At 46.6% G+C, this 17,060-nt stretch carries 17 protein-coding genes; 16 read left to right on the forward strand and 1 reads right to left on the reverse strand.

The window, feature by feature from the left end:
* Positions 1-4: 4 nt before the first annotated feature.
* The 6 genes from PAHA3_RS06305 to PAHA3_RS06330 all read left to right on the forward strand — a co-directional run bounded on the left by PAHA3_RS06305 (position 5) and on the right by PAHA3_RS06330 (position 4,270).
* On the forward strand, positions 5-418 hold the full coding sequence (locus PAHA3_RS06305; protein WP_235599374.1) for a hypothetical protein: 414 nt from the start codon (positions 5-7) through the stop codon (positions 416-418).
* 206 nt (positions 419-624) lie between these two features.
* Positions 625-1,812, forward strand: coding sequence for a glycoside hydrolase family 5 protein (locus tag PAHA3_RS06310; RefSeq protein ID WP_062833952.1), 1,188 nt, complete (start codon positions 625-627; stop codon positions 1,810-1,812).
* Between the two features lie 203 nt (positions 1,813-2,015).
* Positions 2,016-2,555, forward strand: coding sequence for a GNAT family N-acetyltransferase (locus tag PAHA3_RS06315; protein ID WP_062833953.1), 540 nt, complete (start codon positions 2,016-2,018; stop codon positions 2,553-2,555).
* A 168-nt stretch (positions 2,556-2,723) separates the two neighbouring features.
* On the forward strand, positions 2,724-2,999 hold the full coding sequence (locus tag PAHA3_RS06320) for a hypothetical protein (RefSeq protein WP_062833954.1): 276 nt from the start codon (positions 2,724-2,726) through the stop codon (positions 2,997-2,999).
* Positions 3,000-3,014: 15 nt separating this feature from the next.
* Positions 3,015-3,815 carry an aminoglycoside phosphotransferase family protein gene (locus PAHA3_RS06325; RefSeq protein ID WP_371327900.1) on the forward strand — a complete coding sequence of 267 codons (801 nt, stop codon included), beginning with the start codon at positions 3,015-3,017 and terminating at the stop codon, positions 3,813-3,815.
* 32 nt (positions 3,816-3,847) lie between these two features.
* Positions 3,848-4,270 carry a DUF1801 domain-containing protein gene (locus PAHA3_RS06330; protein WP_062833956.1) on the forward strand — a complete coding sequence of 141 codons (423 nt, stop codon included), beginning with the start codon at positions 3,848-3,850 and terminating at the stop codon, positions 4,268-4,270.
* Between the two features lie 263 nt (positions 4,271-4,533).
* Here PAHA3_RS06330 and PAHA3_RS06335 read toward each other — a convergent pair whose 3' ends face one another.
* Positions 4,534-6,798, reverse strand: coding sequence for an FAD-dependent oxidoreductase (locus PAHA3_RS06335; protein WP_062833957.1), 2,265 nt, complete (start codon positions 6,796-6,798; stop codon positions 4,534-4,536).
* A 145-nt stretch (positions 6,799-6,943) separates the two neighbouring features.
* On the opposite strand from PAHA3_RS06335, the gene PAHA3_RS06340 reads away from it, so the two are divergent.
* From PAHA3_RS06340 to PAHA3_RS06385, 10 genes are all read left to right on the forward strand, one after another.
* On the forward strand, positions 6,944-7,711 hold the full coding sequence (locus tag PAHA3_RS06340) for a helix-turn-helix domain-containing protein (protein WP_062833958.1): 768 nt from the start codon (positions 6,944-6,946) through the stop codon (positions 7,709-7,711).
* A 204-nt stretch (positions 7,712-7,915) separates the two neighbouring features.
* A complete protein-coding gene (locus tag PAHA3_RS06345) occupies positions 7,916-9,736 on the forward strand; it encodes a sensor histidine kinase (RefSeq protein ID WP_062833959.1) in 1,821 nt (606 codons plus the stop codon).
* A 72-nt stretch (positions 9,737-9,808) separates the two neighbouring features.
* Positions 9,809-10,660, forward strand: coding sequence for a response regulator transcription factor (locus PAHA3_RS06350; RefSeq protein ID WP_062833960.1), 852 nt, complete (start codon positions 9,809-9,811; stop codon positions 10,658-10,660).
* A gap of 168 nt (positions 10,661-10,828) precedes the next feature.
* Positions 10,829-12,145 (forward strand): ABC transporter substrate-binding protein, encoded by a 1,317-nt coding sequence (locus PAHA3_RS06355; protein WP_062833961.1) that lies wholly within the window; start codon positions 10,829-10,831, stop codon positions 12,143-12,145.
* Between the two features lie 266 nt (positions 12,146-12,411).
* A complete protein-coding gene (locus PAHA3_RS06360) occupies positions 12,412-13,293 on the forward strand; it encodes a carbohydrate ABC transporter permease (protein WP_036670532.1) in 882 nt (293 codons plus the stop codon).
* A 78-nt stretch (positions 13,294-13,371) separates the two neighbouring features.
* Positions 13,372-14,202 carry a carbohydrate ABC transporter permease gene (locus PAHA3_RS06365; RefSeq protein ID WP_062835992.1) on the forward strand — a complete coding sequence of 277 codons (831 nt, stop codon included), beginning with the start codon at positions 13,372-13,374 and terminating at the stop codon, positions 14,200-14,202.
* A gap of 128 nt (positions 14,203-14,330) precedes the next feature.
* Positions 14,331-14,807, forward strand: a complete 477-nt coding sequence (locus tag PAHA3_RS06370; protein ID WP_082762857.1) for a GyrI-like domain-containing protein — start codon at positions 14,331-14,333, stop codon at positions 14,805-14,807.
* Positions 14,808-14,855: 48 nt separating this feature from the next.
* Entirely contained in the window at positions 14,856-15,332 is a 477-nt protein-coding gene (locus PAHA3_RS06375; protein ID WP_145147070.1) for a hypothetical protein, read from the forward strand.
* Between the two features lie 137 nt (positions 15,333-15,469).
* A complete protein-coding gene (locus tag PAHA3_RS06380; RefSeq protein ID WP_062833964.1) occupies positions 15,470-16,018 on the forward strand; it encodes a glutathione peroxidase in 549 nt (182 codons plus the stop codon).
* Between the two features lie 64 nt (positions 16,019-16,082).
* Positions 16,083-16,946, forward strand: coding sequence for an AraC family transcriptional regulator (locus PAHA3_RS06385; RefSeq protein WP_235599375.1), 864 nt, complete (start codon positions 16,083-16,085; stop codon positions 16,944-16,946).
* The last annotated feature ends 114 nt before the right edge of the window (positions 16,947-17,060 follow it).

Raw genomic sequence — 17,060 nt, forward strand, 5'->3', positions numbered from 1 at the left:
ATTGTTGAGCCCATTTATTGAGCTTGAAGAAGAGAGTGATGAGAGTTACCTATGCTATGTTCTGCAAAATGCAGTGCAAATATTTAAACATTCCATACAGGATGAGGATTTAAACGATGTCCGAATATATGTGTCCACGAATACACAATTAGATTTGATTGCTAATAAAATAGAAGACTATGTTAAATGGTTTTCAACTTGTGAGATTGTCTTTCGAGAATACTATGAGAACGAACTTCATCAAAAGGTACATAAGGGCTGGTTTAATGAGATTGAAGTGTACCGTGTAGATATAATATTTAACAGTATATCCGATTACGGCGCAACAATATCGTGCGGAGACAATATCTTGCAAGATCACATCATGATTGTTGATTTTAATAGAGAACAAATTCAAGCAATCCACTTAAATGGATAGATGGAGTAATTTGTAATAATAAGTGAAAATAAACACGAAATATATCGCTTTATTTTCCATATATGTGTTATTATGTTGATGGTAGACGAAAAATTCATTTGTTTGATCGATAGGAAGGGAGGCACGGGTCTCGAATCATTCAATCTGTATTGATAGATTAACTGTACTGCTTGTTAAAAAATAATAGAATAAGCGGAGGTATGGGTATGTTCAAAAAATGGAAGAAGTTTGGCATCAGCAGCTTGGCACTAGTATTACTGGCTGCGGCGGCCTTTACTGGATGGAGCACTAAAGCATCAGCAGCGGACGCTTCACAAATCGTGTCTGAGATGGGTGCAGGATGGAATCTGGGCAACCAGTTGGAAGCAGCGGTGAACGGTACACCGAATGAGACAGCTTGGGGCAATCCTACGGTAACTCCAGAGTTAATCAAAAAAGTGAAAGCTGCTGGCTTCAAATCCATTCGTATTCCCGTTTCCTATTTGAATAACATTGGAAGCGCTCCCAACTATACAATCAATGCGGCATGGCTGAATCGAATTCAGCAAGTCGTGGATTATGCGTACAATGAAGGTCTGTATGTCATCATCAATATTCATGGCGATGGATACAATTCCGTCCAAGGTGGATGGCTGCTCGTGAATGGTGGCAATCAGACTGCCATTAAGGAAAAGTATAAAAAGGTGTGGCAACAGATTGCCACCAAGTTCAGCAACTACAATGACCGTCTGATTTTTGAATCCATGAACGAAGTATTCGATGGCAACTATGGTAATCCGAACTCGGCGTATTACGCCAACCTGAATGCCTACAATCAGATTTTTGTGGATACAGTTCGTCAAACTGGAGGAAACAACAATGCCAGATGGTTGCTGATTCCGGGCTGGAATACCAATATTGACTTCACCGTTGGTAATTATGGCTTTGTTCTCCCAACAGATAATTTCAGATCCTCGGCAATTCCTAGTTCGCAGAAGAGAATCATGATCTCGGCGCACTATTACTCTCCGTGGGATTTCGCTGGTGAGGAAAACGGTAATATCACGCAGTGGGGTGCAACAGCTACGAACCCTGCCAAAAAGTCTACGTGGGGACAAGAGGATTATCTGGAAGCACAGTTTAAGTCCATGTACGATAAATTTGTGACTCAAGGTTATCCTGTGGTAATTGGTGAATTCGGTTCGATTGATAAAACGTCGTATGATTCAACCAACAACGTATATCGTGCTGCATATGCAAAAGCAGTTACAGCAAAAGCCAAAAAATACAAAATGGTTCCTGTGTATTGGGACAACGGACATAACGGTCAACATGGATTCGCTTTGTTTAACCGTTCAAATAATACCGTGACGCAGCAAAACATCATTAATGCGATCATGCAAGGTCTTCAATAATTTCCTGTCTTTCTGTATCCGTGAAAAAGGCGTGTCCCTGCAAAAGGGACATGCCTTTTTTTGTGCTACGGGAGGTGAAAATGAGCAACATTTACCAATACATTTTACATAAGCCATATACAGAATTCATTAAATCCCACACTACCTTTTATATACTTAATTTGCTTGATATAGCGGACTAAAAGGACTAGGTGGTAGACAGAATGTTAAAAAAACGTGATTTGCAGGAATGCCATTCACTGTACAGCTTAATGATGGACCCCGCAGTGTCTCCTTACGTTCGTTATGCATGCCAATCGTATGAAGAATATCTATTCCTGACCAAACAATTGATGGCCGAAGAAGAGCAAAAGACGGCGATATCCCGAACCATTTTGAATGAAGCAGGACAGCCTATTGGTACCATTGATCTGTATCATATCGAGCATCAAACAGGATTCTTAGCGACATGGATTGGATCACCGTATTTTGGGAATGGTTACAGCCAAAGAGCGAAATCAGCCTTTTTCGTTGAGCTGTTTCTGGAACATGACATTAAAACGGTATTTATGAAGATTCGTAAGCAAAATATAAGGTCCAGAAAAGCAGTAGAAAAACTGCCATATGTGAAGTTAGCCAATGATGCGTATCCAGATGTATATCAATTCATCAATGCCAAGGAGCAGCTCTATGATCTGTATCATGTAGAACGGTCAGCCTTTTTCGAAAATAGTATGGATCTGCACCATGTAGTAGCTACGTAAACTGTTCAGAGAGCGTACAACAGCGCCGTCAGTGATGACGACGCTATTTGCTATGATGAAATGGGACGAGATTCGTTGATATTAATGCAGGAATATGGAATAGAGAACCGAAAGACATTAAGGAGATAACTTCATAAATAGTGGACGGATAAAAAAAGGAGGCGTGACATGAACAATATTAATAAGATTTTGGGTGTAATTCTCATGCTTGGCAGTGTGTTTATTGCGACGATGGAGAGAATTTCAATAAGAGTATCAGCCGCCATAGTAGAAGCAGGTTATGCTTCAGGGGGGAACAACGTACCTCAGTTTGCTCAGATGAATGATAATTCAACAGGGTTACTCGTATACTTCATGTTCTTGGTTGGATTTGTACTATTGGTCGCGGGATTTCCGGGGAGTTATAAGAAAAATCGTAATCACGCCCATACCAAAGAAGTTTAGCTTTATTTAGGAGGGATGAGATTGTCCGAACAGGAGGAAACGTTCACAGGAGGTAATGTGAATCAGGTGGTCAGAATAGGCGAGACGGTTCGCCGGCATGCCAAACCAAATCCATATGTGCATGAACTGCTTTTACATCTCGAAAAAGTTGGTTATCACCATACTCCTCGATTTCTGGGAATAGATGAACAGGGGAGAGAAATACTTTCTTACCTCGAAGGAATCGTTCCAGGCAATGACTACCCTGAGATCGAAGAGGATATGTGGTCAGACGAATCTTTAATAGAAATCGCTAAACTGTTGAGAAGTTACCATGATGCGACCGTTGGATTCACAACAACATCAGAGTCAATGAACAGATATCCAGGCATAACAGAAGATGAAGTTGTATGTCATAACGATTTTGCGCCGTATAATATGGTGTACAAGGGTGAACGTCCTCAAGGAATTATTGATTTTGATATGGCAGGTCCGGGTCCGCGAATGTGGGATATCGCCTATGCCTTGTATACATCCGTTCCGCTCGCAGATTTTTCACCAAAGATGGATGGAAAAGGTGTTGTAACTTACACTAGCCAGGCGCACGGAACTGTTCGAAAAGAACGCATTGCATTATTCATGACTACGTACGGGTTGAGTGTGCCAGCAGATTTGAAGGAATGGGTCATATCCCGTATCCGTTTTATGTGTAAAACACTGACTGATCGTGCGGCTGCGGGGGAACTCGCTTTTATAAAAATGATAGAAGAAGGTCATCTTGCACACTATGAGAAAGAGCTTATCTTTCTGGGAAAGTATTTCGATGACTGGATCTGATGACTGGATCTAATGAAGGAGTGATTGGTTCAATGTACAAACTCAAAACAACCATAACAGACCAAAGTGTCATAGAATTTATTGAGCTGATCGAGAATCCAAAGAAACGTGAGGACGCCTATCAATTACTAGATATTTTCACGGAGACGACAGGTTATGATGCAAAAATGTGGGGACCGAGTATTATCGGATTGGGTGCATATCATTACAAATATGAATCGGGTCACGAAGGGGATGCACCTCTAGTGGGCTTCTCGCCACGAAAGGCAAAGATTAGTTTATATTTTGCCACAGGGGATAGCGAGCGAGAAGATCTATTAAAGGACTTTGGAAAACATACAACAGGCAAAGCATGTGTATACATCAACAAGATAGCAGACATCGATTTGGATGTGTTGAAAGCGCTAATTGTGCAGTCTGTCCGGTTTCTCAAAGAAACCTATCCGGATCAATAGAATAACTCGACAAACTATCTACACACACTGAATTACTTGAGTAAAGAGACCGCGTCTCTCTCCGCCAGCACATATGTGATTAATGTTCAAACAGGCTGTCTTGCAGGTTAAGACAACCTGTTTTCTTTGCTTTTGGATCTCATCCATAAGTGGGGAGTTATTATTTCCATATAACCTGTGTGTTCCGTACTGAAAACATCTATTGTATATGTTGACCAGTACCCAGGATCAGCTATCAAAAAAAGGATACGCTAAGATTCCTCCTACCGTGTAGATTCCCCGTACGCTCGAATCTCGATCAACTCCGCGTACCTGCTGCCATTGGTGGCATCAATGCTTACCCTAAGCGCCTGTGCATCCACAGGTGTGTTCAGGGAATGAATGATTTTTCTTCTGCGGTTTTCCGTTACACGTAAAATCTCGATCCATTCCCCAGACCCACTCAATACTTCCACCCGATAATCGCGCACAAGTTCAGGCATGACGCGGAATGTTGTGCGATGGTGATGCAAATTAACCAGGTCCTCGTTCACATCATCGTTGAACGTCAAGTGCAGCTCAGCCAAGGTCTGTGGCTCTGCCCATGTCAGTTGCACCCATTCTGGCTTGCCAGACTGCATCGGCTGCGACATCCACTGCTGCGGCCCTCCGAACGGGCGATGGTAACCGTTGACTGTGTTGTCCACTGAATAGGCCATGGTCTCAGAGAGGGTACGAGAGCAGAACGGCTGACGCGCCAACCCTTGCATGGACCATAATACGACAGGCTGATCCGTGGCGTGGTCTTCCAAATTTTTGGACACATGGTTATCTTCCGTTCTGAAGAAGATCAGCACCCCGCTGTGTGCTTCCGTGGAATGGTAGAGGGTGACGGATGCATTCGCCTTGATGATGATAAAAGCATTCTGCGGTTCTTCCGGTCGCCATTCGAGCGGAAGCTTCACCCACTGGGCGGTTCCCGCCGTCACGTTAACGGTCGCCGTAACTTGTAACGAATGCGGGACGTAGTTCTCCTTACGCCCCGTATCCCACAGCTCTACCGTCAGCACGGTATCGCTGGATGCATCCAGCAGCAGCTCCAGACCGCTGAGCACTGGATGCACAGGCAGCAGCAGGGCAACATCCGTAACCAACGGGTACGTCTCGCCAGGCTGCTCAAGAGCGATGCCCGTCAGCGTGCTGGAGGCTGTAGCCTTGGCACGCCGGGCCAGATCCAGCTCATCGTGGCTGCGCACCCCGATGATGGAAGCGTCCTGCCGCAGCAACGTCTGCTGCAGCACCGCAAGATGCCTCGCGTGCAGCTCGCGCGGCGACACCCCCATGGACGCGCAGAGCGCCGCGCCCGTACCCGCGGCTTCGCCGATGACCGCGCATGTGGCCATGACGCGCGTCGTGCCGAAGGCGACATGCGAAGCGCTGATGTCGCGTCCGGCCATGAGCATATTCCGCACATTCGCGGAATACAACGAGCGGAACGGCACGTGATATATGCCATCGGCATGCATATGCTTCGAGCCGCTCGCTTCGGCGTACATGCCCTGCGGGGGATGCAGGTCAATGGACCAGCCGCCAAAGGCAACGGCATCCGGGAACTCCCGCTGGCTGATAATATCGTTCTGGGTGAGCACATAGTCACCCTTGAAGCGGCGGTACTCCCTTTTGCCAGGTAGCGAACCGATCCACTCCAAAGTCATATGGTCTGCATCGAACTTGCCGGAGTTCTTGATATAGTCCCAGATCCCGTAGATCACGGACCACAGCTCATCACGGATCAGCTCATTGTCATGAACGGTGTCATGTTCACCGCCCCATTCGATCCACCAGTAATGACAACCGGAATCCCCGCTGCGAATGACCCGGCGAATCGGAATGCTCGTCTGCGTGATATCCTTGGCAAAAGAAGGCGGGATATAACGGACAGGTGCACCCGTATCCTTGGTATAAAAGAGGAGCGTACTGCCCAGCGTGATCTGATCAGCCACCTCTGGCGCCCATTCTTCACCAAATTCGCTGCGGGCTTCCCGGCCGAGTGTGAACTTAGCTCCAGCCAGGAAGCCCACCAGTCCATCGCCCGTACAGTCCAGATAGATCTGACTCTCGAATCGGATTTTGCGCTCAGAGCCCATCATCCATCCGGTAACGGAGGTGATCATGCGTTCCTCGCCATCCCCAGTGGCCTCGACTTCATGTACATCGGTATTTAGATACAGAGTAATGTTGGGTTCAGCTCGAACGGCTTCCAGAATAACCAAGTCCCATAGATAAGGATTGCCCTCCGGATTACGATACTGATTCTCTACAAACAGTTCCCCCATGATGCCTGTCTCGCGGGCATAACGGTTAATCCCGTGGGCGGTAGCGCCGCATACCCACACGCGTACTTCGCTGCTGGAATTGCCGCCGAGAACGGGTCGATTTTGCACCAACGCGACTTGTTGGCCCAGTCGTGCCGCAGATATAGCCGCGCATACGCCAGCAAGCCCACCCCCGATGACGGTGATATCCGGTTTAACGAGTTCGTGTTTCATAAGAACACCTCTCTCATTGAATGTAAAGGAGCCTAAGCTCATATTTCATATCTATAATTTCATATTAGTTCTATATATTTACTTTTCAAATACACTATATTATCATCGAGCATATACTTTATTTCACAGCAAAGGCAGGTGTGTCATGGACCTCCTTAATCACATCTACTGGAAGAAGAAAGCTGCATTTGCGTTGGCAGAAGATATCTACGACGCTTGGGTGGTCTTTGCCGTTGAAGAGGGCGTATTCCGTTACGAGATTGGGGGGCAGACCGGAGAGGCGGGTTTTGCTGATCTGGTGTTGTGTCCACCTCACGTGCCTTTTCGCAGAGAGACGATAACCCCGCTGACGTTTCACTATATGCAGTTCACTTGTGACGCCGCAGAGGATGAGTGCCTTCTACCGCCAATCGGAAAATCGCAGATTAATGATACGAAGCGGCTAGCTTCAACGTATGCGTATCTGCGTCAGGCGAGCGAGGAGAACGATGCAGTTACAACAGGATGGAAGACCCATTTGATGATGGATTTGTGGCAATTGTATCAATGGGAGCAGAGACAGAGCAGTCTGATGGAACGAAAGTTCACGGAAGATGCTCTCATGGCTGAAGCGGCAGTTTTGTTGGAGGAGTGGGCAGGAGAGGCGGTCAGTCTCCGAGCATTGGCCGAGCGTCTGGCTTTGAGTCCAGTTCAGTTCACCCGAAGGTTCCGGGAGGCCTTTCAAGAAACACCATCCGATTATCTGAAAGCGATCCGTCTCAAAAAGGCAAAAGCCTTGCTGGCAGATAGCCGTCTCACCCTAACGCAGATAGCCGAGAGATGTGGGTATGAGAACGGATTTTATCTGAGCCGTGTATTTTCGTCCACCATAGGAATCAGTCCCTCGGAGTATCGGAGAAGACATCAAGTATGAGGTGAAGCGTCTCGTCTATCTAGCCATCCATCCACTCATTTCATCCATTTATTTCTTTTTTACACCAATAGAACATATCTGTGCATTTCACACGAAAGCAGGCAACGAATATCACAAATCCATGCAAATCATTCGCCCCCGGCTGTAAATGGCAGGCAGGTGCTATAATGGGGTCATTAATTGTAGGGGAGCGAGCGCAAAGGAATGAAGAAGCCAAACTGGAAGAGTTGGTTGCCACAGCGGCTCAGGTACCGTCTGTTCGGTGCATTTGTGTTGTTAATTCTCTTGCCGTTCAGTGCATTGAATGTCTACAATTATCAGCAGATTGAATCCTTGGTCGAGCAGAAAATCAGTGAACAGAGTCATGAACAGCTGGTGCAGATGTACCGCTCTCTGGAGGATCAGATGAGTATCGCCTTCAAAACGCTCATTTTTCTGGAACAGGATTCTGCGGTAAGAAGTGTGCTCACCTCCCCGGACAATCGTACTCCGCTTGAGAACAAGGCGCTGGTGGAAGAGAAGTTCAAGATGATCAATAACAGTTTCTTTCTATATAATCCTTCGGTGTACTTTACCTTGCTGGATTTTCATGATAGCGTTTACACTTCGTATTTGCCGAAAAAAGCACTGGCGTATGGCCCCTATCTGGAGCAATTCCGCGAGCGTCTTGGAGAAATAACGATCCCAAAAGGGGGTGCAGATGCGCCCCCGCTTCAACCGGAAGAACTTTTCTATCGCTGGGATGCACGGGATACCAACCATGTGCTCAAGGAGTTATCCTCCAGCCCGTACCTGTTGTCGCTGTATGCCTACATGAAAGATAGCGGCGGCAAGCGCTACGGACTGGCTCGGATCAGCATTGATTACTCTTACTGGTTCCAAACGATGCTGAAGGATTCACAGAGTAACCGGGAGTACTTTCTGATTACAGGTAGCGGGGAGACCATCGCCCGTTCATCCAAAACAGCTACGCTTTCCCCGGAAGTTACGCGTGAAATAGCTCTTCATCCGGCACAGGCGTATCTAACTGATCCAGCTTCGGATACGCTGATTAACTACGTGTACATTGAATCACTGGATTGGTATATGGTGAATCGCATTCCACTTTCCATTTTGTTTACAGAGATATCTGAGCTTAAGCAACGTTACTTTCTGACCTTTTTTGGCTTCACAGGCGCATTTGTGCTGATGGCTTTTATGATTTCGGCAACGTTCACACGCCCTTTGTCGCATCTGCAGAAACAGATGAAGGAGGTTGTCCGCAAAAACCTCAAGATTCGTATTCCTGAGGGCCACAGCCGTGGAGAAGTACTGGAACTGACACGTACGTTTAATACGATGCTGGATGATGCCAATCAGATGATCAATAGGCTCAAGACGGAGGAACGCCAGAAGGAAGCGGTACATTTTCATATGCTCCTGGCTCAGATGAATCCGCACTTTCTCCTGAACACATTGAATACAATGAAATGGAGTGCGATCCGCAGCGGGAATGAAGAAATCTCAGAGATGTGTGTTTCCCTGGGAAAATTGCTGGAGGTCAGCTTGAATTCACAGGTCGAATTGGTTTACCTGAAGGATGAGATCGAACTGGTTCAAGCCTACCTTCATATCCAGCGGATTCGTTACCGCGATAGCTTCGAGGTGACTTGTGAATTTGACGATAAGCTGGAGTACGCACTGGTGCCCAAGCTGAGCTTGCAGCCACTGGTCGAGAACGCCATTCACCACGGTGTTGGACCACAGGAGCAGCTTGGTCAGATCCGTATCAGCATATATAGGCAAGACACAGGAACACTGATGCTGGAGGTGGCAGACAACGGAATCGGAATGGAGGAATCCCGGCGTCAGCAGGTAACCCGGACGCGTCCGGGAATCGGCCTATCCAACCTCAGGGAACGATTGCGGTTATTGTTCAAAGGTCAAAGTAAACTTGAAATAATGGATAATCAACCAGGGACATTAGTGAGGTTCAGCATTCCTTTTTTGTTGTCGACGCCTTACGTACAGAAGCGGTCTGACTAGAGACGTGTCTGAAAACTCGCGCTTCGGAGGTTTCAGACACGTCCCGGACGACTAGAGAGGGGAATCCTGAACATGTGGAAGGTATTGCTTGTAGAAGATGAGGTATTTGTACGGGAGTCGGTGCGAGAGATTATTTCCTGGGAAGAGCTGGGCTTCACGGTCATCGGAGAATCCGGTAATGGGACCGAAGCGCTGGCGATGATCATACAGGACACACCGGATTTGGTGCTGACCGATATTGTCATGCCGGGTATGGATGGTCTGGAATTACTCAAACAGACCCGTCAGGCCGGGTTAAAGACCAAGTTTGTGATGCTCACCTGTATGGGGGAGTTCGAATATGTGCGCCGTGCGATGGAATATGGGGCTTCGAATTATATTCTGAAGCTGTCCATGAGTGTGAATTCGCTGCGTGATACACTCCGTAAAGTTAGTGCGGAACTGGGAGCTTCGGCGGAAGTACGAACGGAGGCAGACCATCATGAAGTGCCATCTCCATCTCCGTTAATTACATCATCGCCTGCTTCGCCTAATTCTCTGACGGTCTCTTCAGCGCCCCCGCCTGAGACGGACCTTCCGTTCACACCTGTTCGTGAGCCGAATGTGAAGCATCCGGAGATTAGTAAAATTATTGAGTACATTGGACAGCATTACGACCAGGACATTACCGTCAAATCCATGTCACGATATGTGATGATGGGCGAGAATTATGTGAGTGCTTTGTTCAAAAAGAAAACCGGTCATACCCTCATTCACTACTTACACGGGGTACGGATGGAGAAAGCGGCTGAATACTTGCGCGAGACGGATCTTCCTGTACAGGAGATTGGTTACCGGGTAGGGTTCGGAAGCGATAATTATTTCATCAAAATATTCAAGCGTTGGACCGGTTGCACGCCCAGCCAGTATCGCCATCGCTCGTGACTCACAGGATGAGTAGAAGGAATATGTGTATTGAGTGCTCAGTCAAGCACAAGTAAATCCGTATTTTTGTTCAATTCGAATCATGGATATGTATCTTATGAACCCAGCAAGGTCCCTGCTACGATGTAACGGAAGGTACACTTCAATTCAGGGAGGTCATGTGACCAGATGAGAATCAAAAAAGGATTAACGGGATTAATCGTAGGTGCGCTGATGCTGGGCTTGCTTGCCGGCTGTGTAGGTAAAAATGAAACGAACGGTGGAGATAACGGAGGTGGAGCGGCAGGTGGAAAAGTGAAGCTCACCATGTGGGGCGCGGTACCGCCCGAGAATGGTCCACAGGAAGTGGTGGATACCTGGAATGCGGAGCATCCTGATATTCAGGTGGAATATGTGCGGTTTGTGAATGACGATGATGGCAACCTGAAGCTGGATACGGCGCTGTCCACGGGGCAGAACGTTGATTTATATGTCAACTACACCCTCACGAATCTGGATAAACGTATCAAGGGTGGAACAGCACTGGATCTGGGCGAGTTCACCGACTACAACATTGATGAGAAAATGGGTGAAGATGCGGCTTCCTGGAAAGTGGACGGCAAATATTACGGGATGCCGACCAAGAAAAATGCTGCCTTCTTCGCTTTAAATATGAAAGCGCTTGATCAGGCCGGACTGAGTGTACCAACAGCCTGGACATGGGATGAAGCCCGTGAATATGCACTCAAGCTGAAGGCTGCTGGCTTCAAATACGGATTGGTGCAGCATACCGCTTCCTATGTAGATCCGCTTGATTCCGTTCTGGTGAAGAACGGCTATGTTAAGGCAGACGGTACTTCCAACCTCGATGATCCACTCGTTACCAAATGGCTGGAGACGTTGAACGGAATGATGAAGGAGGATGCAACGACCCCTCCACTCGGGGAGCAGCTGACTTCTAAAATGCCGGTGGAGAACATGTTCCTTGGCAGTGAGTCTGCCATGATCAACATTGGCGAATGGCTGATCCGTACATCGAACAACATGACCGAGTTCCCTCGGGATTGGAAAATCGCTTTTGCCCCTGTACCGAGACTGGCTGAACAGGAAGCAGATATGGTGAAGAGCGGAGGACTGGGTGACTTTATCGCGATTAATTCCAAGTCGAAAAATAAAGAAGCTGCATGGGAGTTCCTGAAATGGTACGCCGATGGGGGTATGATGCCAATGGCTGCGGGTGGACGTCTGCCTTCCTCGAATGCGGTCGATCAACAGACTGCTATTGATCATCTGCTCGGTGATTATGCCGATTCCTATGATAAAGAGTCACTGGAATTTGTGTTGTATGGTGACGAGACACCTACGTTTGTCCGCAGCATTGCACAAGAGGTGGTCGATCTGCGTGCACAGGAGTATGAAAAGTTCTTCCTTGGTAACCAGACTGCAGAAATTACGGTACAGAACATGGTCAAACGCCATAATGACTGGCTGAAGCAGAATCAATAGAATGCAAAAGCGATGAGTCCAAAGGCCGTCCCCAATGGGACGGTTTTTCTATATAAGCAATAGAACAATAGAGCATTAGATGTATGGCATTAGCTAGGGCTTTCCGGGCTAAAGGAAATAGAACAATTCCATGTTGCTTCCCTCCCCAAAGGCAATGCCGAAATGCATATATCTGTGATATCAGGTACAGGGTTATGTTCCTTAAATGTTAGAGGACATCTTGTTATGCTTAATTCCAGAACAGATGTTAAGGAGTGGGGGAGCATATGCATAAATCCTGGATGAAACGGCAGAGCAGGCTCGGGTATCTGTTTATTGGGCCCAATATGATTGGCGTGCTGTTGTTTTTTATTATACCGGCTGTCTATTCGTTCTATCTCATGTTCACCGATTATAAATTCATGAGCCCGGAGACGAATTTCGTCGGGCTGGACAATATCCGCCGAATGTTGAATGATGATCTGTTTGGCGTGGCGCTACGAAATACATTTGTCTTTCTGTTAGCTGTTCCGGTATCAATGGGGTTGGCATTTATCGTGGCTGTAGCGCTGAACAAGTCCGTGTACTGGCAAAAAACGCTGCGTGCCCTCTATTTCATGCCCTATATCACCAGCGGTGTTGCCATCGCCTTTGTCTGGATGCTGCTGTTCCAGCCAACGTCGGGGCCGATTAACGGTTTCTTGCGCGGGATCGGTATTACGAATCCACCCGGCTGGTTATCGACAACGGAGTGGTCCATGTATGCGATTGATATCATCTGGATCTGGTTCATGCTGGGTTACAACATGATTATTTATCTGGCAGCTTTGCAGGAAATCCCGGAGGAATTGGTTGAGGCTGCACGTATTGATGGAGCCCGTCCCTGGCAGACGATACGCCAAGTAATCTGGCCGCTTGTAAGCCCGACTACCTTTTTGCTGCTGATTACAGGGCTGATTATGACCATCAAGAACTTTGGTATCATTCAGGCGATTACCCAGGGTGGGCCAGGGAACAGCACAACCGTGCTGTCGCTCTTTATTTATCAAAATGCCTTCCGATATTACGAGATGGGATACGCTGCCGCCATTAGCTGGGCGCTCTTTGCCATCATCATGATCTTCACTGTATTGCAGTGGCTCGGTCAGAAACGTTGGGTTCACTATTAAGGAGGGGAGGGAATCGTTATGGAGAAACCAATTGCCACGAACGCGAAGCCCACAGCTCCGCAATCACCTAAAGTTCGCATGGAGTCCTTGACGCAGATTCGGAGAATCATACTGACGCTTCTTATGGCCGGTTTTGCCTTACTGATGATTATGCCGTTCATCTGGATGATCAGCACGTCGTTCAAATCTCCTGCGGACGTATTCACCTATCCCATCCAGTGGATACCCTCCAGCCTGAACTGGGAGCACCACATTAAGGTCTGGAGCGGAGCGGATACCTTTGCGACGTATTATCTGAACTCGTTGAAAATATCGCTAATTAGCACGGTCGGAGCTGTATTTCTCTCAGCTTTTGCAGCCTATGGCTTCGCACGGATTCAATTCAAAGGTCGGGAGACACTGTTCCTGATCTATCTCTCGATGATGATGGTGCCGCCACAGGTGCTTTTTGTACCCAAGTTTCTGATGTTTGAGTGGGTCGGCATATATAATACGCATTGGGCCTTGATCCTGCCTGGAATGTTCACAATCTTTGGGGTGTTTATGCTGCGACAGTTCTTCCTGTCGGTGCCATCGGAGATCTCGGAAGCGGCGTTCATCGACGGTGCTGGACACCTGCGTATATTCTTCAGGCTGATACTGCCACTGGCGAAGCCTGCGCTGGCTACACTAGCGATCATAGACTTCTCCTGGCATTGGAATGATTATGAGAACGCGCTCGTGTTCCTGATCGACAAAGACCTGTACACCGTACCGCTCGGATTGCAGAACTTTATTCTGGAGAACAATGTGGACTACAATGGCATGATGGCCGCTGCCACGGCAGGCATTATTCCGATGATTATCGTTTTTCTGGTGGGACAGCATTACATTATCCAGGGCGTGGCTGGAAGTGCAGTGAAGGGTTAAAGCTGCTATCACTGTGATCCTATAATATTACCCTTTTGCTGAACGAGGAGATTTTCGCGGCAGAAGGGTTTTCTGTTGAAAGGGAGAATTAATCCATGATCAGAGTTTATCCATTGGAGGAGATTTTTATGGAAATGAAAGTCATTACATTGCCCGCTTTTCACGTTGTAGGATACTTAATCGAAGCGACTGTAGAAGAGTTCGAATCGGGGCTGGGCAAGAGCCACTATCATAAGCTTGTTGAGAGAAAAGATGAAATTCAACATCGAAAAAATGATAATGTCATGTTGATGCAGATGTACCCGATCAATGAAGATTTCAACGCAAAGACTGATAAATTTACACATCTATTGGGATATGAAGTAACTAGTTTGGAGAATGTCCCATCCGAGATGATAAGTCATGACGTCCCTGACAGCCAATATGTGACGTGCACGCATCGAGGAGTTGAGTCAGAGATTGGTGATACATACGATTATGTCTATGGACAGTGGATCTGTGAGAACGGACATGAACCCAAAGACTATGATTTTGAAATTTGGGATGAGCGTTATCAACCGGAAAGTGCCAGCAATGAGATTGATATATATGTAGCTTTGCAGTGATTTTATCGGGATTCATGGGACACTTTTAAATGAAGGAAGAGGATGTTGTTGAAGCTGAGTATAGTCATATTTATTGTTTTTGTATTGTGTGGTATTTCCTCGTTCTTTCTAACCTTTTTTCCTAGTTGGATCTTTTTAAATTTGATTGGAGTAGTATTTGGAGTATTTGCACTTGGTATGGGGTTGTTTCATGGCATGAAGCAAATAATAAACATCGTAAAACGAATATCTTTCAAGTGCTGTTGCATTATTTTTGGTATCAGCTTGATATTACTTTTTGCTCCTAAGACAGTGTCGGGTATCCAGGATATAGGTCCTTATCTCTCCCAAGATTATGAAACAATAACAGGTAAACCGAACTATATAGGGTCCATGGGCAGGAAATGGAGGGAACAAACCATCGAAATAAATCAAATGGAATTGATTAACACTCGGGATATTGCCTGGAAAGATCGTGATAAAACGCTGGAAATAAAGTATCTGCCCAGAACCAAATATGTTATGAGTATTAGAGCAGTTGAGTAATCGATATATTTTGAAAATCTCTGAGTCTAATCTGAACGATCAATTCTTTCCCCAATACAATAGTTCAAACTTCGTATATAATATAAAATCATATGATTCTATATGACTACATAACTATCGCGAGGTGCACTAGACTTATGCCAACCATCTATGACTTTACCGTAACCAGAACCAGTGGAGAGCGTTTCCCACTCTATCAATATGAAGGAAAGCCTGTGCTCATCGTAAACACGGCAAGTAAATGTAAATATACGCACCAGTTCGATGACATGCAGAAACTGTATGACCAGTACAAGGATCAAGGGCTTCAGATTATTGGTTTCCCGTGCAACCAGTTTGCAGAGCAGGAGCCAGGAAGCAGTTCGGAAGCAGAATCCTTCTGTCAGATTAACTATGGTGTGAAATTTCCGATGTTCTCCAAACTGGATGTGAATGGAGAGGCGGCACACCCACTCTACGACTTTTTGAAAAGATCAGGTCCTTTTGCTGGCTTTGATGAGACAGATATACAGGCTAAACTATTAAAATTGATGGTGGCCGATAAAGCACCAGAATGGTTACATGGAGATGCGATCAAATGGAATTTCACGAAATTCCTCATTGATGCAGAGGGTCGGGTGGTCAGACGCTTCGAACCGATCGACTCCATCGACGAGATTCAAGAAAGTATTAAACAGCTTCTATAATTTCACTTTCATATATCCTATAGGGGCATGACCGAGTCATTTCCCTCTCCCGAACAGGAGGTGCATGAATGTGCCGAGTATGATGCAATTTAGTGCTCCACTGGAGTATAGCTACCGTTCCACCAGTACGTATAACCCGGGCAAGTCAGATGGATTCCATTCACATCCACACTATGAGATTTATTATTTTCATGCTGGAGAATGTACCTATATCATAGGAGACCGGGTATACAACCTGGAGCCGGGTGATCTGGTGCTGATGCATGGCTTGACTCTTCATCGACCGCATCCGAAACCCGGCAGTGCTTATGAGCGAAGCACACTGCATTTTGATCCGTCTGCCATTCGCAGCAACCTGCATCCGGACCGCATGGTTGAAGTACTGAAGCCATTTGAAGAACTCAGAAATTGCCGAGTCAATCTGACAGGAGAGACCCGCTCTGAATTCGAAGCGCTATTGCATGATCTTCATCGACTGTCTCAAAGTCAGACCAGTTACAGACAGGAGCGCATGAATGTGCGGTTGTGTGATCTGTTGTATTTTGTAGCAGAGATCTGCCAGGGCAATGTGGAAGAACACCTTCCTTCATCGGAGAGGGAGCGGCATATACAGCACATTATCCGTTATGTGGATACGCACTATATGAAGGATATTGGTCTGGATGATTTGGCACTGGAATTACATCTGTCGAAGCCATATCTGGCAGGCATGTTCAAGGAAATGACAGGGCTGACGATATTCAAATATCTGTATGACCGTCGCATCAATCAGGCGAAGCTGTTGTTTCAGTTCCAGCCGGAAATCACCGTGACAGAAGCGAGTCGATTGTCCGGTTTCAAACGCCTTTCGCATTTTAGCCGGATGTTCAAACAAAGTGTCGGATGTTCGCCTGATCTGTATCGTTCCCAATTGCATCGCCAAACATAGAAGTCTTCTGTGAGCTGACCAGCTTGTCTGGTTGGCTTTTTTTGTTGATTTTCTTTCAGGAAATGCACATCACCTTGTTTAGAGGACAGGCAGAACAGGTAAAGAAAGGGTAAT

Source organism: Paenibacillus amylolyticus (genome assembly GCF_001570725.1).
Classification (GTDB): domain Bacteria; phylum Bacillota; class Bacilli; order Paenibacillales; family Paenibacillaceae; genus Paenibacillus; species Paenibacillus amylolyticus_A.